At 62.0% G+C, this 18931-nt stretch carries 13 protein-coding genes; 5 read left to right on the top strand and 8 right to left on the bottom strand.

Annotation, left to right across the window (positions count from 1 at the left end):
- Window positions 1–288 precede the first annotated feature (288 nt).
- From PLJ71_07735 to PLJ71_07725, 3 genes are all read right to left on the bottom strand, one after another.
- A complete protein-coding gene (locus PLJ71_07735; GenBank protein HQM48566.1) occupies window positions 289–1338 on the bottom strand; it encodes a Gfo/Idh/MocA family oxidoreductase in 1050 nt (349 codons plus the stop codon).
- Window positions 1339–1437: 99 nt separating this feature from the next.
- Window positions 1438–3996 carry an alpha-glucan family phosphorylase gene (gene glgP, locus PLJ71_07730; GenBank protein ID HQM48565.1) on the bottom strand — a complete coding sequence of 853 codons (2559 nt, stop codon included), beginning with the start codon at window positions 3994–3996 and terminating at the stop codon, window positions 1438–1440.
- 384 nt (window positions 3997–4380) lie between these two features.
- Complete coding sequence (locus PLJ71_07725) at window positions 4381–4914, bottom strand: hypothetical protein (GenBank protein HQM48564.1); 534 nt, start codon at window positions 4912–4914, stop codon at window positions 4381–4383.
- A gap of 591 nt (window positions 4915–5505) precedes the next feature.
- On the opposite strand from PLJ71_07725, the gene PLJ71_07720 reads away from it, so the two are divergent.
- A complete protein-coding gene (locus PLJ71_07720; protein ID HQM48563.1) occupies window positions 5506–5922 on the top strand; it encodes a secondary thiamine-phosphate synthase enzyme YjbQ in 417 nt (138 codons plus the stop codon).
- Window positions 5923–5971: 49 nt separating this feature from the next.
- Entirely contained in the window at window positions 5972–6220 is a 249-nt protein-coding gene (locus tag PLJ71_07715; protein ID HQM48562.1) for a hypothetical protein, read from the top strand.
- 1 nt (window position 6221) lies between these two features.
- On the opposite strand, the gene PLJ71_07710 is transcribed toward PLJ71_07715, so the two are convergent.
- The 5 genes from PLJ71_07710 to PLJ71_07690 all read right to left on the bottom strand — a co-directional run bounded on the left by PLJ71_07710 (window position 6222) and on the right by PLJ71_07690 (window position 15368).
- A complete protein-coding gene (locus PLJ71_07710; protein HQM48561.1) occupies window positions 6222–8498 on the bottom strand; it encodes a hypothetical protein in 2277 nt (758 codons plus the stop codon).
- Between the two features lie 342 nt (window positions 8499–8840).
- Window positions 8841–9413 carry an HD family hydrolase gene (locus PLJ71_07705; protein HQM48560.1) on the bottom strand — a complete coding sequence of 191 codons (573 nt, stop codon included), beginning with the start codon at window positions 9411–9413 and terminating at the stop codon, window positions 8841–8843.
- Between the two features lie 41 nt (window positions 9414–9454).
- Window positions 9455–11629 carry a sulfatase gene (locus PLJ71_07700; protein ID HQM48559.1) on the bottom strand — a complete coding sequence of 725 codons (2175 nt, stop codon included), beginning with the start codon at window positions 11627–11629 and terminating at the stop codon, window positions 9455–9457.
- Between the two features lie 245 nt (window positions 11630–11874).
- Window positions 11875–13953, bottom strand: coding sequence for an N-acetylmuramoyl-L-alanine amidase (locus tag PLJ71_07695; GenBank protein ID HQM48558.1), 2079 nt, complete (start codon window positions 13951–13953; stop codon window positions 11875–11877).
- Between the two features lie 170 nt (window positions 13954–14123).
- A complete protein-coding gene (locus PLJ71_07690; GenBank protein ID HQM48557.1) occupies window positions 14124–15368 on the bottom strand; it encodes a Gfo/Idh/MocA family oxidoreductase in 1245 nt (414 codons plus the stop codon).
- Between the two features lie 233 nt (window positions 15369–15601).
- Here PLJ71_07690 and PLJ71_07685 point away from each other — a divergent pair, with 233 nt between their 5' ends.
- The 3 genes from PLJ71_07685 to PLJ71_07675 all read left to right on the top strand — a co-directional run bounded on the left by PLJ71_07685 (window position 15602) and on the right by PLJ71_07675 (window position 18780).
- Entirely contained in the window at window positions 15602–16528 is a 927-nt protein-coding gene (locus PLJ71_07685; protein HQM48556.1) for a metallophosphoesterase, read from the top strand.
- 199 nt (window positions 16529–16727) lie between these two features.
- Window positions 16728–17849: an alkaline phosphatase gene (locus PLJ71_07680; GenBank protein ID HQM48555.1), complete on the top strand. Its 1122-nt coding sequence runs from the start codon at window positions 16728–16730 to the stop codon at window positions 17847–17849.
- Window positions 17850–18033: 184 nt separating this feature from the next.
- Entirely contained in the window at window positions 18034–18780 is a 747-nt protein-coding gene (locus PLJ71_07675) for an endonuclease/exonuclease/phosphatase family protein (protein HQM48554.1), read from the top strand.
- The last annotated feature ends 151 nt before the right edge of the window (window positions 18781–18931 follow it).

The following is an 18931-nucleotide window of genomic DNA, read 5'->3' as shown; positions in this document are numbered from 1 at the left end:
ACGCCGCCCTGGGTTCGCCCCCACCCCCTCCATCCAGCCCCGAAGGGGCGGCAGAACGTAGCCCAGGGATATCGAGCCCCCTGCCTCCAGCCCCGCAAGGGGCGATAGGCTGTAGCCCAGGGCAAGTCACGCGGAACGCGTGACGCCGCCCTGGGTTCGCCCCCACCCCCTCCATCCAGCCCCGAAGGGGCGGCAGAGGCTGCGCACCATGTGTGTATTGGCGATCTCGCGGTCATAAGAGTGGCTCACGCTCGTGCCGCGCGAACAAACGCCTCTTGCCTCGGGCTGTTACAACCGCACTTCTTTCCCGGATTTGGCGGAGCGGGCGAGCGCATCGAGCATCTTAATCAGGGTTACGTTTTCGTCGGCGGGCGCGATACATTTCTTCCGCCGGTCGCGGATGCAGTCGATGAAGTGGCTGAACGCGGTCTCGATAGGCAGCCCGTTGTAGTGCGTTTCAATATCGACGGTCTCATCGATATCGTTACCGCGGAAAACCTTGGCCGGGAACACGCTGGCGCCGCCCTTGTCCCCCATGAGGAAACATTCCATCGCCGGTTTGGTATAGGTGTCCCACGACACCTCGACCATGATGGCTTGTCCGCCCTTGAATTTGATGATGCCCGCCGCCATTTCTTCAACTTCGGCGGGCAGTCCTTTGGCTTTCAGTTCTGGCACCGCAACGTGCCGGAACAGCTGGCCCGACACCGACACCGGTTTGGGCGTGCCCATGAGGTACCAGGCGAGGTCGAGCAGGTGCACGCCGATGTCGCCGAGCGCGCCAAATCCGGCCAGCCGCTTCTGGAGAAACCAGACTCCGCGCCCGAGCGTGCCGTCCGGCGGCATGTGCAGATGCGGCCAGCCTTTCCTGCGGTACCAGGTCGAGCGGCCGTAGTACACGTTGCCGAACTCGCCACGTTGCGCATACGCCTTCACGAGCTGCGCCTCGGGCCGGAACCGCAGCGCCTGCTCGACCATGAGCAGTTTGCCCGCCTTCTTTGCGGCGTCGGCCATCTTCTGCGCGTTGCCGGGTGTGATGGTCATCGGCTTCTCGATAAGGACATGCTTGCCGCTCTTGAGCGCATCGAGCGTCATCGGAGCATGCAGCGCATTGGGCACCGCAATGGATACGGCGTCCAGCTCGTCCATGGCGAACATGCGTTTGGCGCTGGTGAAGACATGTTTAGCCCCGTACTTGGCGGCAAACTGCTGCGCTTCCGCTTTGTTGAGGTCGCAAATGGCCAGGATCTCGACTCCGGGCACCTGGCTGAACCCGTCCATGTGGTACCGGCCGAATCCGGTACCCACCACGCCAACCCGAAGGGGCTTCGCTGTCATAAGACACGTCTCCTTTCTAGAAATTCAGCGAGCGGCGCGCACACGCACCGGCTGAACAAAACACCTGCTGCCCCCGAATGCGTATCGTATCCAGCGCTGCTATGCCCAGGCGATGAGTGCGGTCTCATGTTTTTGCGCAATATCGGGATGGCTGGGCATCACGCGCACCGTGAAACCCAGCTGTCCCGTCTTATCGCAATAAATCGACCCTTTAAACCGGTAAACGCCATCACTTCGCGCCGCATCAAGCACCATTGGCGCGTGGCGGCCGTTGTGGATCCGCCCGTAGGTGTCTACGGTTCCGTAATACACCTCGACCGTGACGTCGTCCTTCGACAGTTTGTCGAGGAAGAGATCGGCGGTAACCTCGAGGCTGGAACCGTAGGGAAGTCCATCGAGCGGGCCGCTGTCAATGTCCGCGAAGCGCACCCGCGGCCAGCACTCCCGCACTTTCGTTTTCCAGTCCGCCAAGGCCTTCGAGCGCGCCCGGTTGTTTTCTTGCATGGCAATCCGTCGCTGCGTGGCGGGAATGTAGAACCGGTCCGCGTATTCCTGCACCATGCGCTGGGTATTGAACAGCGGATTGATGGTCCGCATGGCGTTCTTCATGCGCATGACCCAGCGCCGGGGCAACCCGTCCGTGCCCCGGTCGTAGAACATCGGGACGATCTCCTGTTCCAACAATTCGTAGAGCATCTCGCTCTCGACCAGGTCCTGTTCGTCCGGGTTCTCGTATATCTCGCCCCGTCCAATGCTCCACCCGTTTTCGCCGAGGCTTTCCGCCTCGCACCACCAGCCATCGGGAATGCTGATATTGAGCCCGCCGTTGGCGGCCGATTTCATACCGCTCGTTCCGGAGGCTTCCATGGGCCGGCGCGGCGTGTTCAACCAGCAATCCACGCCCTGGACCATGTAACGCGCTACGTTGATGTCATAGTCTTCAAGAAAGACGAAACGGTTGCGCACGTCCTGCTCACGCATGAAGTGGATCAGCGCGCGTATCAAATCCTTGCCCTGGTTGTCGGCAGGATGAGCCTTGCCCGCGAAAATGATCTGCACCGGCCGCTCTTCGTCCATAAGAATCCGGGTGAACCGCGCGGGGTCCGAAAGAAGCAGTTTCGCCCGCTTGTACGTGGCAAACCGCCGCGCGAAAGCAATAGTCAACACCTCGGGATCGAGAGCCTCCGAAGCCGCCTCGACCTCAGCGTTGGGGGCGCCGCGCGATTTGAGCTGCAACGCCAAACGGCGCCGCGCAAAATTCACCAGCCGCTCGCGGCGGCGCTCGTGGGTTCGCCACAGTTCGGCATCGGGCACCTGGTCAATGCGCGCCCACACGTCCGGCTCCGAGGGATTGGTCATCCAATCGGGTCCGAGATAGCGGTCATAAAGCCCCGCGAGATCGCGCGACACCCAGAACTGCTGGTGGATCCCGTTGGTGATGGCCGTGACCGGCACCTCGTCCTCCGGCACCCCCGCCCAGGTCCGCGCCCACATGGCCCGCGCGGTCGCCCCGTGCAACTGGCTGACTCCATTGGCGTATGCCGACAGCTTGAGCGCGAGCACCGTCATGCAGAAGGGTTCGCGCGGATCGCTCGGGTCCTGGCGGCCAAGTCCCAGGAATTGCTCCATGCGCATGCCGACATCTTGAGTGTATTTCTTGAAATAGTGCTCCATCATCTCCGGCAAGAACATGTCGTTGCCGGCCGGCACCGGCGTGTGGGTCGTAAACACGCTGGCAGCCTTGACGGACTCGATTGCGTGGTCAAGGCCCAGGCCTTCGCCCTGGACCAGATTCTTGATGCGCTGAAGGGTCATGAACGCCGAGTGGCCTTCGTTCATGTGCCACACCGTGGGGTGAATATCGAGCCGGCGCAGCATCGTGACGCCGCCCATGCCCAGAAGGACCTCCTGCCGCACGCGCATATCGTTGTCGCCGCCATACAGCCTCGCCGTGATCTCGCGATCGTCGGGCTCGTTGGCTTCGAAGTCGCAATCCAGCATATACAAGGGCACGCGGCCTACGTTCACCCGCCAGATACGGGCTTTCACGTGCCGGTTCGGATACTCGACCTCGATCGTCACGTCATTGCCCTCAGTGTCGCGGACAAGTGACGCCGGCATGTTGTAGAAATCGTTCTGCGGGTAACGTTCTTGCTGCCATCCATCGGCATTGAGATATTGCTGCAAATACCCTTCGCGATACATCAGGCCTACCCCAACCAAAGGCAGCCCCATGTCGCTCGCCGCCTTGAGATGGTCGCCCGCCAACACGCCCAGGCCTCCCGAATACAGCGCCATCGATTCGTGCAGCCCGAATTCGGCGGACAAGTATGCGACCTGGAATTCGCTCGGCGCCTCCGGATTCTTGTCGTGCCAGTGATTGCCCTTGATGTACTTCTTGAACCGGGTATACACACGCTCCAGGTGCGCAAGATAGCCGTCGTCTTGCGCCAATTCCTCCAGACGCTCCTGGCGAATTTCGCCCAAAAGGCGGACGGGATTCTGTTTTACCGTGACCCAAAGGTCGCGGTCGATACGGAAAAACACGTCTATGGCTTCCGGATCCCACGACCACCACAAATTGTAGGCCAACTCACGTAGAGGCTCTAACTCGGGCGGCAACTTCGCGATAACAGTGAATTTCTTGATTCTCGGCATACCAGCTCACTCCAAACGAGTCCAAATGCGGTTTCCCCCGGGCAATTATTCCGCAGAGTGTACTCGGTTGACATGCTGCGAGGCAAATTGCCCGCGACGGCAGACGCTCGGTCGGCGAATCGTCACTACTCGGCTCCCCCCTGTTCAACCATGCGGATCGTCCGGCCTGCCCACGTATACTGGGGTTCTGGAGCTGCCTGCCCCGGAAAACACGCCAGTTCCGCGGCCCACCACAATGCCCGGAACCGGGCCATCGAGCGGTTCCGGAAGGGAGCGGTGCGCCGTTACGCGCGAACCCTGCTCGTTCCGATCCTTCACGCGTTCGATTCGATAGCCGCTGAGGGACCTGGACTCCCCGGACGGGACTACTGAGTCGAGGCCGCTTTATCCTCGAAGGTCGAGTTTCGCGGCCGTGGGCGACGCGAATGCGAACGGTTGTACCCCGCTCAGACCCGGGGCCTGCGATTCCTGGGCGCGGACCTCTTCGCCGGCTTGGTTGACGGCGTCCAACGACTGCTGCGCCTGTGCGCGAGCCTGCGATTCCGCCCGCTGGAAATCGCTGCGAATCGGTGGCTCCGGAACACCTTCCTCAGGGGCTTTGCTGTGTGCAGCGAGTTCCTCTCGTGCTTCAGTTCGGCGCTTTTCAGCCTGAGCCTCCTGAGCGTACCTCACTTCTTCAAGCGTAGGAACAATCTTTCGCGCTTCGGCAAGATTGCGCCGGACGGCTTGCGCCGCAATCCCCGGAATCGAGATGGTGTTCTCCCCGAATCCCGCGGTGATTCGCGCTTCCTGCCCTCGCGGTTCCGTTTCCCGGTACGGAGAGGCAGTCTCCTCGATTGACCGTGCGGACATCCCCGCACGGCCCTGAGTCAACCCCCTCAGGGATGTGTCCGGCATATTTTCTATCCGCAATCCCATGGCTTGCGTCTCCCTGCTACGGCCTCATGCAGGGATTTCGAACTTCTCACATTCTAAATTATCCCAGCAAGAGATATGGATGTCAAGCAATAACGGTCGCAGCTGGGCCATAACTCATTTATTCTGAATGTATTACGATGATTGCTCATATGGAGGCCCACACTCCTTGAGCCTACGGAGAACGGCCGCGAAAGGAGAGCGACAACGTCCCGGAGGGTCACAAAAACAGACTAAAGAGGCATGAGCGGCCTACGGTACACCGCAAAACCAGCAGAGGAACTCCAACAAGCGCGATCTATCCTGCGGATTTCGCGGAGGGCGGCGGCAGCCGTTCACGTGAGAATGGGAGATGGTCATGTGAGCGGTGCGACCGGATGCCACGCCACAGATGGTACCCCAATAGCCCCGGAACAGGGTCCGGTTCGAATCAGCGCGGGTGTGACCCGAGAACCGCGATATCGCTCGGACTCGGTCGCCGACACTGATTCTGGTGGCGGGGCTTTCCGCCGCGGGGGATAGGAAAACCCGCCCTTGTCCTGTAAGATTGGCCCCCATGCGAGGCTTTGCAATCACGTGGAGGAGACGACAGCCATGAAGAGCTATCGAAAGGAATTGTGGTTTAACGCCCCGAAACGGCGTCAGATCATTCATATCACCCCTCAGGTCGAGGAGTGTTTGCGCGAGAGCGGCGTGAAAGAAGGGTTGGCGCTTGTTAATGCCATGCATATCACCGCCAGCGTGTTCATCAACGATAACGAGTCGGGGCTGCACTCCGATTTCGAGCGGTGGCTCGAGAAGCTCGCCCCCGAGAAACCTTACGAGCAATACGAACACAACGGCTACGAGGACAACGCGGACGCCCACCTCAAGCGGACGGTCATGGGACGCGAGGTAGTCGTGGCCGTCACGGATGGTAAGCTCGATTTCGGTCCCTGGGAGCAGATCTTCTATTACGAACTCGACGGCAAGCGCCGGAAACGGGTGCTCGTGAAGATCATAGGCGAATAAACAGGCGACGCCGCGGTATCTCTTCTTACAGGTTCATGGAGGGGCCGCGATGTTCAGAGGTTTCCATCACGCCGGCCGCATGCTGCGCCTCCGCCGGAAGACCGACGCGCAAGACGGGGCGCCGGGTAGTCACAGTGCCCCCGTGGCATGGAGCACGCTCCTCATGGGTGGCGGCGGGATACTGTGTTTCGCGGCTTTCCTGCTTCCGGCGGAAAACGCGCTCTTGCTGGCAGGGGCGCCTCTCTTGCTGCTCGGCGTGGCGCTCGCCGCGCTCGAAGCTATTCTCCAGATGCGCTGATTCACGCGGTCTGAATGCCGAGAGCTTCCTTGATGATGGATTGGATGTCGAGCGCATCAGCCAGCCCGCCGGGGCTGATGTTTGCGGGCACGGGCGTGTCCAGCCCCAACGCGGCGTTGACCACACACTGTATGTAGGCGGCGTGAGCTCTGGCATCGGTATCGCGGGAATGACCGAAGCTGGGCAAGCGGGCGGCGGGCGGGAGCGTGGCGCCGCGCTGGCCTTCTGCGGCGTCCCAGTCCTGGTCGTGGGAGAAACCCACGGCGGCCTGCCCAGTAGCCTTCATGTACTCCGTGGCATCCGCCTCGGGCGGCCGGTTCAACGCGTCCCAAAACTCCCACCCGTCCAGTACGCCGTCGCAATTGGTTTCTGGAATCGTCGGGTTGATGACGAGGGCCGCATCAAGGACATCGGCCAGTTCCTCGTACCCCGCTTCGATATGCTGCCCCTCGTCCATGACCCATACGATGCCCGAATCGCGGGGGGCCGCAGCGGTGACCGCGTCCGCGGACGCGGCCGGCGCCAGAATCGTGGAAGCCACCAAGGCGGCCGCCGCGGTTCTCGCCAGCCTCACCCGCTGGCGCCGGAGCGCATGAGCAACAGTCTTGGCGGAGACTGCCCCGGCCCGCACCAAGAGTTCGCCGATACGTGAGCGTCCTTGAACCCGTTGCCTCGAAAGCGCCGTCTGAATGTCGCTCCGCTCGATCAAGCCCCACTGCACGAGGATGTCGCCCAGCCTTCCCAGCGAAGGGTTATCCTGTTGGGCGGCCACGGCGCGCTCGATCTGGTCGTGCGACACCAAGGCTTCATCGACCAGTATGTCCCCCAGTTGAACCGTCTCAGGCGCCTGGGTCTGGGCGGCCAACGAAGCGTCGAGCGCTTCGCGAGCCAGCTGACCCGAGGAAACAAGAATATCGCCCAGCTTCTGGTTCTCCTCCGCCGGAAGCAGTCTGCCAATACGAAACCTCTCGGATTTGCCGCCGCTGAGGCTATGCAAGAACGCGATATAATCGGGAAGCTGTTTTTCGCGGCGCAACCAGCCGTCGCGTTCAAGAGCCTCGTCGACGTAACCGAGGTGACGCCTCAGCACATCGACGCAATCGAAGGCCACATCAAGACGCAATCCTTCAAGACGGTAGCGGCCTTGGGAAGCCGCACCCACATATCCCAGGAAGGCGCGCGCAAAGCGCCCAATGTCGGCCAGCCCCAGATAACAGGCAAAACGAGACACCGCATGTATCGAGCGGCGCACCGCGTCCAGCGCCACGGGGTCTTCCGGAGCCGATTCCAAGGCGAGAAGATTGCATTCGGCAACGGCAAGAAGCTCGCGCGCTTCCTCGCGAAACCGCGCCAAATCCGCCCCCTCCTCGGCGGTAAAGCGGTTGCGCTGTTGTGGATGGCCGGTTTCCGTCGCGCGCGCCGCAAACCGCGCGGCCAGAGACGCCAGCCCATATCGCACGGCATCGCGCACAACCCCCTGGTGCCGCAGGGCCGCAACCACCCGCTGTGCAGGCACCCGCCCCGCCCATACCAGCATTTCACCCAAGTGCCGAAGTACCGGATGTCTCTGCCTCTCGAGCGCCTTGTTGACCGCCGCGCTGGACACAGCGCCCATCTTGATCAGGACTTCTCCCAGCAGAGGGTGCGCGGGATCCTGTTCCTGCAAGGCGATCGCGCGGTTTAACTGTTCGCGGGAGATGAGCAATTCCTCCAGCAGCAATTCCCCGAGCTGTTTGTAGCCATTGGCCCCCTCGTATTCAAACAGGGCTTCCTGCAATTGCCCCTCGGTGATATCGCCCGATACCATGAGCAGTTCGCCCAGGCGCTTGCGGGCATCGTCCGTTGAAATCGTCGAGGCCACGCGCGTTTGCATGCCCAAAGTCTCCACGCTGTGGCGCAAGGCCGGAAGCATCTGCGGAGAGGGAAGAGAATGACCGGCAGTCAGCCCTTCTTCGACATACGTGAAATACCGTTTGAGGATGTCAATGGCATTCAACGAAGCGTCAATCGCTGTCTCGGAAATGAAACACGCGTCCAGCGCATCGCGCAACAACCGTTCCTGGTCCGCAACGTAGTAATGCAGGTCGCGCAGTTTCAACCGGCGGGCGGCGCGGCGCAGATTGCCGAAGGCCCGAACAACGGCCCCCATGGCCTCGATGTTCCCCGGGCTTGTCTCAAGCGCAAGCAGATGAAGTTCTGAAAGCCTGAGCTGTTCCAGACCATTGCGGGCAAGAGCGCGAATCCCGTTCAAATGGACCCGCGCACACCTTACCGCCACCTCCTTGCTGGACTCCCCATAAGCGTCTCGCGTGCGGCCTTGCTCCATTGGATTCCCTCGGACGCCGAAACGCTAATACCGCTTCCTGCGCCCTGTTCACGCACACCCCCATTAGGGGATGGCGCGATCTTGCGTATCCAGCAAATGGACACCTGGTCAGGCAAACAGGCCCATCGATAATGTACGCAGATATCGGGCCAACTTCGTCGCGTCCCGATTATTCCGATTGCCCCGCGTCCTTGCATCAATAAAACTATAAATTACCCCGTTTTAGCGACAGCACAATTCACCACTAGAAAGAAATGGTCAGCGCTGAATAACAAATAACCCCCCCCCCCGAGCTCAATGTGGCCGGGTTTTACCGGCGTGACTGCAAATAGCATCGAACAGGCGACTTACCGGCTCGACGCCAAAATCGGCGAAATTCTTCTGGTTGTTCCAGAACTCCGCGAGTCGTCCACGGCCCTCCTTCTGGTACATGACGATCTTGATCATCATCTGGACCTTGTCCAGTCCCCGAATCAGGCGGGCTTCGGGCGATGCGGCGTCAAGGAGTTCCTGATGGTACACGGCATAGCGAGGGGGAAAACCCGAGAGGAGCCCCTCGAAAATGGCCTGTTCCGCCTCACGCTTCGCTTCCTTGAGGTAGGCGTCGCCCGCGGGCATGGGGATATCCATCAGCCGGGCTTCGGCCAAGTCGTGCATGATCGCCATGGTAAGGGCCTTGTCGCGGTCGAACTGGCCGGGATACGCGTCGCACACCAGAAGGGTGAGCAGGGCTACAAAATGACTGTGTGCCGCCACCGATTCCGGCTCGGGCACGCCGCGCAGCACATAGCCGGCGCGCGGGATGCGGTCCAGCGGGTGAATCTCTTCGAGAAGGCGGATGATTCGCGATTCCAAGCCGTTGTTCATGGCAACAAGTATGCCAGAATCACGGTTCCTGCGCCATCGCTTTACTCGGGCGCGCCTGCCGGAGACTTTCCCGGTTCGCCAAGATAGCCTTGGTTCTCGAAGATCTCTCTCAAGTCAGACGGCACTTCGCCAACGGCTGCCGTTGGGGCTCCCCCGTAGCGCTCGAACGACACCGGAAACGTGTTCGACCATTCCGCCAGCAACGCCGACAAATCGCCGGCCTCCCTGGGCTGGGTCTCGGCCACGTTGCGGGTCTCGGCTGGATCTTCGGCGAGATGGTAGAGTTCTTTGCGGCCTGTTTCGAGACCGCGTATTAGTTTCCACGGCCACGCCAGGACCATCTGCATAGGCTCCGGACGGTACCGAAAATGGTGGGTGGCCTGCGCATAAACCGGCTGAGCGGCCGCCGGTTCGCCCCGCATCATCGGAACCAGGCTGCGGCCCCGCCATTCTGGGCGCGCCGGCGCGCCCAGAAGGTCCGCGAACGTCGGAACAAGGTCGATTTCCGACACGGGCGTGTCGACCGCTTCCTGCCCGAGCCCCGGCCCCGCCATAATAAGGGGCACACGCACGAGTTCGTCGTACATGCTGTAGCCATGGCCGTAACGGCCCCGTTCATACAACTCCTCGCCGTGGTCGGACGAGAAGCATACATAGGTGCGGCTTTCCAGCCCGTTGCGGCGCACGGCCCGCAAGATATCGCCGACAGCCCAATCGATATACCGGACTTCCCCCCGGTACAGCTCGCGCGCAAGGCGAATCTCGGAAGCCGACATGTTCCCGGCAAGTTCGATACGGTCTTCGATGGGACGCGGCGGAAACTCCTGCCAGGCGCGGCCGGCCTCCGGCACGCCGGACCGGTACGCCTCGGGCGGATCGAAGGGGGTATGCGGGTCCATCAAATGGACCCACAAGAAGAAGTTTTCGTTTCGGTGGCGCGCGATGTAATCGTTCGCGTATTTCACGAGCGTTTCCGTGCTGTCCATGGTTCGTTCGCGCACGAGAGGCGGATAGACCTTCGCCACCGCAGCCCGCAGAACCGGCAGCAAATCAAAGCGGCCCCGCGCGGAGCACGAAAGGGTATCCAGGAAACGAACTTCCGCAAAGCCACTCAGCAGCCAGTGCTGATAAAGGATGGCCATGTTCCCGATATAGGCCCCGGTCGCGTACTGTTCGTTGTACTGAAGCCGCTCGACGAAGGTCCTGCCGTCCTCATCGAGGAAATACGGCCCGAACTTGTGGTACGACAGCTCCTCGAGCTCACGTTGTTCATCGTTCGCGCCCGGCGTAAGCCCCGGCGGATATTTCGACGAAAACAAGGCGCAGAGCGAGGGAACGGTCCAGGGCGCGGCTGCATATGCTTTGCGGAACAGAATCCCGCGCGCGGCCAGCCCTTCAAGGGCAGGCGTCGCCGTGTCTCCTCCGTAGACTGAACAGATATCCGCGCGCAACGCGTCGGCGGTTATCACAAGGACGTTGTGACCTCCCGCGGTTCCTTTGCGCGGAACAAGCCAGGGCGCGGCCTCGAGCGCCAAAGGCAGCGCGGCCGCCAACAGGACCACCCCCGCGGCGCGCCGCGCCTTGGAATCGCCCGCCCGTCCGCCCATTCCCGCTATTGCTGTTCCGGCAACCATGGTTACGGCCGCCCATCCCCAGGGAATGGCCGCGGCGAGAGCGCCCCGCTGCGGATATGTCAGCACCAGATGCGTCACGACAGGGATTGATGCCGTCGCCGCGCCCAGCGAAGCGATGCCCACCGCGCAGAATCCCGGCACCCCCAGAAAACCGGCTAAACGCAGCGCCGCGCACGCGCCGGCGCCGAGCAGCAGCACGGCGTACACGCCCCATTGCCCCTGTCCGGCCGGTCCGGCCTCCCGTGAAAGGCACCACCACGCCGCGAGCGCTACTATCAGGCCGGAAAGTACGGCCACAAGGTCGATGTGCCTGGACAATCTCAGCAGGCGTGACGCCGACAGCGCAAGGACCCCAGTCCCCGCCCACAACACACCCGCATACATCAGGAAGCCAAGCCCGGCATCCGCCCATTGCCGCCAGGACCCGCCAGTCCAAAAACGCTCTTGGGCCGCCTGGGTGACTTCGAAAAGAACGAACACGAGCGCGAGAACCAGGGCCACCAGCGCCACGTGGCCATGGAGGCTCGAGGGCGAACGCTTTTCGTCCCCCGAAATGTCATTTGCTCGGCGTTCCGTATGCACCTGCGGCCTCTTTGGGTTGCGCCGTGTGCTCTGACTCGGCAGTGGGCTCGTGCGAAGTGGCCGGTAACTCGTGCGGGCAATGCCGCTCTACCCGTCCCGCGTGCGGACGCGCCGTAGTCTAGCCTTGAAGACGGACCAGTGCAAACCAAGCGGGAGCGGCGCGCCCACGGACACAGGCCGAGAGAGCCCAGCACAGGCTCCGGCCGGCGCAAGGCCAGGTTGGCGCGGCCCCCGCGTTGCCTCGTCTATTCTTCAACCGGGGCGCTGGTGAAATACGCTTTAATGGCGCCGGCGAGGGCTTCCGCAAGTGCCCGGCGCGTATCCGGCTGCATCACGGTGTACTCGGTCCGCGCATCTTCGATGGACTGCGGTTGCACCCACACAGCGGGACACGCGGTTTGCTGGAGCACGTAGGTGACCGAGGTCGTTACGGGCAGGTCGCCCAGCGCTTTCGAGACGGTTTGGGCAAGGCGCTCTCCATTGGCGCTGCCGGGGTAGTGCGCGGCGAACCGCACGTTCGCACCCGTAAGATGGCCACTCTTGTCGACCACTTTGGCTGCCGCGGTATCCGCCCCGAAGGCCACGACCACGTGGATACTCGCCCCCGCCGCATCGGATTGGCGAATGCGCTCCAGCGGGGGCGGGTCATTGTCGTCCTCGCGGGTCATCACCACGCGCGCCCCGAGTTCACGAAGCCGGTTTGCCACGCGGCGCACCACATCAAACGACACGTCGCTGGCGCGCATGCCGGTGGGACCGGTGGCGCCGGCGTTGCCGCCGCCGTTGGCAGCATCCAGCACGACGGTCTTTCCATGCAGCATTCCCCCCGCTGAGGGAATCAACCCGACAACGGCATGGCCCCCGTTGAGTTTGACCTCGATGTCGTCGTATCCGCTCTTGCGCAGCGAGAGGAGCCGTGTATCGGCGGGGATCGGGAGCCAGCCCTCGCTGTTGCTGGTACCCAGAATGCTGCCCTCATGGAAGGCCGTCACGCCCGCGATCGGCTCGCTCGAGCCCGCCGTGTGGAGCCGCACCGTACGGTAGGTTTCGCCGCCAAAACGCGGAGCGATGCGTTCAACGATGTCCCCCGCCCGAATCTCCAACTGCGCAGGGAGCGCATCTTCAAGAAAGTAACAGCGGGCCGTCCCTGCGCTGGTTGCGGCGCGCAGCAGGTTCCCATTCACCGTCACCGGCGTGCCGTCGGCGGCGGGCAATCCAAAGCGATCGGTCACATACACTTCGAACATGCATTCGATCCCGCTTGCCCGCACTGGTTGTTCGGGATACTGGTGCACCGTCAGGAATGCGGGGGGACGGTCCACAATTGCCATGGCTTCGTATGACAGCGAGGCCCCTTTCATGTTGCGGGCAAAGAACGAGACCTCCCGCGGACCGTTAGGCAGGATTTGTCCCAGGAACCAGGTTATCGTGGCGCCGTTCTCGACGGTCATCCCCTCCATGAGGCGGCCGTCCACGCGCAACTCGAACGTATCGCGGTCGAGCGGCAGGCCGCCGCCAAGAGTGAACACAAAAGCCTGCGTGCGGCCGCCGGCATATTCCACAAGGTTGTGGGAAACCACCGACGGCGGCTCCATCGCGAAGTAGGCGGCCAGGCCCGACGCCAGCCCGGCGGCTTCTTTCTCGACGCCGTAACGCGTGCCCATGAACGACGCGTTGCGCGCATTGGTCATGTACGACGTTTCCATCAGCACGGCGGGCACCCGCGCATCGCGCAACACCTTGTAGTTGCCCGGAAGCAGCCGTTTAGGGTCCGGATCCTGGCGCACGCGCAACGCCATCTCCCGCATCATGCACTGGGCCAGGTCGAGACTCGGTCCCGCGTCGCCCAGTTTGTAATACACCTCGAGATCGTTCTTGTCCGACCCCTCGACGATATGCGCGTTGTGGTGCACGCTGATGAAAGCCTCGGCGTTCCGCCCATTGGCCAGTTCGGCCCGAGCCGCCAGATCGCGTGACAGGCGGCTTGGGTCCAGTGCGGCGTCCGACTCGCGCGTAAGCACCACCTCGGCGCCCGCCCCGCGCAACAACTCGCGCAACGCCAGGGCCACCTCGAGATTGACGTCGCTCTCCCGCAGCTTGTTCGACGGCGCCACAGCGCCTGGCCAATGGCCGCCGTGCCCCGGGTCAATGCAGATCCGCCGGCCTGCCAGCGCCGACATGTCCGGCGGCGGCACGTCTTCAAGCCGGAACGGCGGCGCGGTCTCGGTAATCGGCACCGGCGCAGGCGTAACGCCGGGTTCCGGCGGCGTGGTCTGACAACCGAGCACAACTGCCAACAGCACGGGAATCGCAGTGCGTTTCATGGATATTCCTTGTTCCTTGTTGCGCGTTGGAGGCATGGCGGGGTATCTGCCATGCGCCAGAGGTAAGCACATTTCCCGCCGCCATGTCATGCACATGCGCGCCGGCAAGCGTTCCCCCCGGCACACGTTGCCGTGTACGCTACCCTGAAGCTTGCCGGCTATGCAAGGGTCTATTCGCGATAGCCCTGTTCCGCCCAGACCTGCCGCGAAAAACGCACCGCCTCTTCGGAAGGCTCGATACGGCCCAGAATGCTCGGGAACGGCTGGCCCGGACCCGCACGGCGCGGGTCAGGCGACCATGCGTCATGCTCGAACTGTTTTCGAACCTCCTCATTGCGAAAGTCGGGCACACTGACCGGCGCACCCTCGGCAAGGGCCGACCGGTACGCCAGGATCCCCGCGATGCTCATGTCGATGGCCTTGTATACATCAAGATACGGCTGCGTTCCCGTGCGGATGGCTTCAGCGAACTCGTAATTCGTAAAGAAATCGCCGCCGCCGTGGCCAGCGTTCGCGGCTTCCCGGGGATGGTGGGGAAATTTGGGCGCGTACACCCGTTCCTCGTGTTCGGCCTGTTCCCTGCCATGCGGCGCCAGGTGCACCCGCAACGCGTTCTTGTTCTTCCCGATTCGCGCGTTCTCCATCATCCCCTTGTTGCCGTGGATCCGGACGTAGTTCTGATGCCCGCGCAGGTTGCCGTGCAACGATTTCACCACTGCCCCGTTGTCCATACGCAACATAATGGCCGCCGCCGTGTCCGACACCCGCACGTATTCCGTCATCGAGGGATCGTTGTGATCGTAAGGGACAATGAAGCCGTTCACCTTCACCGGGCGCGTGCCCGTGATGTACATGATCGGAGCGAGCGAATGGGTGCAGTAGTACGTGGCGGGAATCCAATTGCGCCAATGATCCATCCCCACGCTGCGTGCCGTATGTACTCGCGCGCTGTCGGGATGAACGTACTCACCCTCGCCGTACAAGAAATCGCCAATGACCCCTTCCTGAAAAAGACGCCGCATCTCCTGGTTGTAGGCCATGTACGGGTAGTTCTCGGCAAACATGTAGATCCGCCCGCACTTCTCGACCGCGCGTGCCAGCGCCACCCCTTCCCCCAGCGTATGGCACGCCGAGCACTCGCTCATCACGTGAAATCCCATCTCGAGCGCCTTCACGGCAAATGGCGCATGCTCGTGAAAGTAGTTCGCCAGAATCACCGCGTCCATGTCGTGTTCGAGAAAGGCGTCGTAGTTCGAATACGTGGCCACCCCGAGGTCCGCCCCCGCTTCCTCGAGCCGTTCTTTCCAGGTGTCGCACACGGCGGCCAGCTCCATGCCGGCTGCCGGAGCTTGCCGGGCAAATGTCAAACCTCGACCGGCCCCGACAACCCCGACCCGTATGCGATGCCTTTTCATCCGGTTTTCCTTCCGCATTCCGACAGCCCCCCGCCGCTTAGCGTACGTCCATGGCGCCTGCCGAGGCAAATTGCCACGACGGAGCCCTGGACAAAGCCCCCGTTTTTGTTACACCCGCGCCGCATGCTAGTATTGTTTCTCTGGAAGAAAACGCGCCCATCAGGCGTTACTTCAAATCAGCGCACGGGTTTATCTCCGCGGAGAATACCCTGCGCGGCAAGGACTTCTAAATAGTGCCAAACATCCGCCTACGACGAAAACTGGTACTACTCGGCGTGGCAATCTTCGTCCTCGCCGGGGGGGCCGTGTTTGGCTGGTGGGCCATGGGCTCGCCGGGCGATCTCGAGCTGTTGCGGCCGTATGCCGCCAAATACAACTACAGCCAACTGCTCGCAAACCTCCAGGCGCGAGGCCCCGCCCCTGACACGTTCTCTTTCGTGGTTTTCGGAGATTCCCGCAACAACACATTCGTAGCATCCAAGGTCTTCGAGCAGGCCGCCAAAGAGAATCCCGCTATCATGTTTCACACGGGCGACCTGATACGCGGAGGAACGGTGGCGGAGTACCTCGAGAACTTCTTGCCGTTGCTCGAGATCAGCGGCCCTGTGCCGGTGTTCTGCGTGCCCGGCAACCACGAGCGCGGCGAACGGCGCGATTTCGCCGCCTATGACGCGATCTACGGCGGTGACCGGTTCTCATTCGATTACGGCTCGTGCCGGTTCATGGGGTTCAACGCCAGCGAGATCGTCCGGGTCAGTAGCGATGACCTCGAATTCCTCGACCGCGAACTCTCAAAACCCGGCGTGCAGTACAAGTTCGTCTTTTTCCATATTCCACCGGCATATTTCGAGGAGGTGGCCATCGGAGACGAGGACCCTCGCGGATTCACCTGGAAGGCCTCCGCGTTTCGTGCGCTTCTGGCCAAACACAAGGTAAACGAAGTGTACATGGGCCACATCCACGGGTATGCGTCAGCCGTTATCGACGGCGTGCGGTACACGCTTTCAGCCGGGGCCGGCGCCCCCCTGAGCGACCGGCTTCCCGAGGAGGCGCGCATCTACCACCTGCTGGTTGTGCACGTCTCGCCCGGCGGACTCTCTCAGGAACTGGTCCACCTCGTGCCGGGTACGCTTGACTGGACCCGGAGAACTATCTACTGATGAAAATGTGCCTCGCGCAGGATGATCTGGTACAGTATCCGCCGTGCTTCGTGTCTGGAAGTCCCGCGCGCGGGTCTCTGCTGCTGTGGAGACCATCTGACGGCAAACGCGTTTCCGGTCAACTGCGGAACAACTGTACCTGAAACCAAACGCTGAGGCGCGCGATGCCGCCAGAATAATCACAAGGAGACTTTGACCAATGCAGAATCGTATGTTTCTCGCCCTTGCAACCGCTATTCTCGCAGTCCCCTTGACCGCCCTGGCGGCCGCCGATGGGCCGCCGAAGAACGTCATCGTCATGATTGGCGACGGGATGGGCCTCGGGCAGGTCACCGCGGCGCGAATCACCAAAGGCAGCCTCCATCTCGAGCGATGCACCGTTGGGGGCTTCTCCGCGACTCAGTCCAGCAACAGCCTGGTCACCGATTCCGCCGCTGGCGGCACCGCCATTGCCACCGGACAGCGCACCAACAACGGCATGGTCGCGACGGCCCCGGATGGCGCCGAACTCAAGGGCGTACTCGACTATGCGGAAGATGCCGGGAAGGCAACGGGCATTGTGGTCACCAGCGCGGTAACCCACGCCACCCCTGCGGCCTTCGTCGCCCACGCCGACGACCGCGGCCAACAAACCCTGATTGCCGAGCAGCTCGTCGCAGGCGGCACCGACGTCATACTCGGCGGAGGGTGGGCATTCTTCGCGCCCCAGTCCGAGAAAGGCAGCAAACGCAAGGACGACAAGAACCTGGTCGCCGAATTGAGCAAGCGCATGCCTGTCGCACTGACGGCCGAACAGCTGCGCGCACTGGGCGACGTTGACGCCTTCGCGGGTCTGCTGGCGCCCGAGCACCTCATGTGGGCCGAAGAACGCGACCCCTCCCTGCCGGAGATGGTCACGATGGCCATCAAGGCCCTGTCCAAAGATCCCGACGGCTTTGCCCTCATGGTCGAGGGTTCGCACATCGATTGGGCCGCTAGCGCTAACCAGGAGAACCACGTCCTCGGCGAAATGACCGATTTCGACGAAGCCATCGGCGCCGCGCTGGATTTTGCCCAGGCCGACGGCAACACCCTGGTCGTGGTCACGTCCGACCACGACACCGGCGCGTACGCCGTTCTAGATGGCTCCCTCGCAGACAGGACCATTACCAAATCGGCCTTTGCCAGCAAGGGGCACACGCCCGCCCTGGTGCCCGTGTTCGCCTACGGGCCAGGGGCCGAAGTATTTGGCGGCATCCTCGACAATGAAAAGATAGGCAAAGCGCTCGTCGGATACATGCAGCAGGCGGCGGCGCCCGCCAAAGAGGAGGCCACCCCGTAATAGCGTCACATGTGCCATTTCAGGCCGACGCAGGAAGTCCGCGGTCCAGAGGCAGCCCCGCCGCGGGAAAGGCTGCACGCTCTCTGCCCTAAACGAGTTGCGTTAAGCTTCGAAGAGGCGTAAAATAAAAGGGTATTTTGTGTCCGCCGATGCGCGGCAAACACTTGAACGACAAAGCGGAATCATGCGGTTCCTTCTCTATAACATACGATACGCAACAGGGTCCGGGTGGGACTACCACTTGCCTTTTCCCTACAGCGGATATCTCCGTCACACTCGCGGCAACCTGAGAAAAATCGCCGAGTTCGTGAAATCGGAACGCCCCGACGTCATCGGCCTGGTCGAGGTCGATAACGGCTCGTATCGTTCTGAAAAGGCAAACCAGGCCGCGGTCATCGCGAACGAACTCGGTCATACTCACGTCTACGAATCAAAGTATGCACAGTCCTCCGTGTTGCACCGCATGCCCGTCCTGCGCGAGCAGGGAAACGCATTCATCACCAACCAGACCATTGAAGCCCGCGACTTCCAATATTTCTCCGAGGGCATGAAACGCCTGGTTATCAAACTCGAGTTCGAAGCGTTTGTCATCTTCCTTGTGCACCTTTCCCTGAAGTACCGTCACCGGCAGTACCAGTTGAGCAGCCTCTATTCCATGTTTACCGAAGTGCGCAAACCCATGATCGTCGCCGGCGATTTCAACGCGTTCTGGGGCCACCGGGAGTTGGACCTCTTCATGGCGGCTTCGGGTTTGCTCAACGCTAATATCCACGCGGCCCCCACGTTTCCAAGCAGAAGACCGCGCCGCCAACTGGACTTTATCCTCCACAGTCCCGCCATTCGCATCACGAATTTCCGCGTGTCCAACGTGAAATACTCCGACCACATGCCGCTGATTTGCGACTTTGAAATCGGGAACGGGGCCGCCTGACGCGCCTGGTCCAGGCAGGCCCGGCCACTCAGTGTTCCCCCCGTTTTCAATCCCTGCCCCAAAACCCCGCGTTATGAGCGCGGCAGCAGGCTGTCGCACTCCGCATAATCCGCACCTTTGAATCGGGCCGTGGCGGGGGATATCATCGCGA

Source organism: Candidatus Hydrogenedentota bacterium, assembly GCA_035416745.1.
Taxonomy (GTDB): Bacteria; Hydrogenedentota; Hydrogenedentia; order Hydrogenedentales; family SLHB01; genus UBA2224.
The sequence above is the reverse complement of the archived record's forward strand: the minus strand, read 5'-3'. Positions and strand labels throughout refer to the sequence as shown.

Excerpts from the sequence above, each read along its gene's own strand:
- PLJ71_07690 (HQM48557.1), bottom strand. The coding sequence starts at position 15,368 with ATGAAAAGGCATCGCATACGGGTCGGGGTTGTCGGGGCCGGTCGAGGT.
- PLJ71_07675 (HQM48554.1), top strand. The coding sequence starts at position 18,034 with ATGCGGTTCCTTCTCTATAACATACGATACGCAACAGGGTCCGGGTGG.
- PLJ71_07720 (HQM48563.1), top strand. The coding sequence starts at position 5,506 with ATGAAGAGCTATCGAAAGGAATTGTGGTTTAACGCCCCGAAACGGCGT.
- PLJ71_07735 (HQM48566.1), bottom strand. The coding sequence starts at position 1,338 with ATGACAGCGAAGCCCCTTCGGGTTGGCGTGGTGGGTACCGGATTCGGC.
- PLJ71_07680 (HQM48555.1), top strand. The coding sequence starts at position 16,728 with ATGCAGAATCGTATGTTTCTCGCCCTTGCAACCGCTATTCTCGCAGTC.
- PLJ71_07695 (HQM48558.1), bottom strand. The coding sequence starts at position 13,953 with ATGAAACGCACTGCGATTCCCGTGCTGTTGGCAGTTGTGCTCGGTTGT.
- PLJ71_07725 (HQM48564.1), bottom strand. The coding sequence starts at position 4,914 with ATGGGATTGCGGATAGAAAATATGCCGGACACATCCCTGAGGGGGTTG.
- PLJ71_07705 (HQM48560.1), bottom strand. The coding sequence starts at position 9,413 with ATGAACAACGGCTTGGAATCGCGAATCATCCGCCTTCTCGAAGAGATT.
- glgP (HQM48565.1), bottom strand. The coding sequence starts at position 3,996 with ATGCCGAGAATCAAGAAATTCACTGTTATCGCGAAGTTGCCGCCCGAG.
- PLJ71_07715 (HQM48562.1), top strand. The coding sequence starts at position 5,972 with ATGTTCAGAGGTTTCCATCACGCCGGCCGCATGCTGCGCCTCCGCCGG.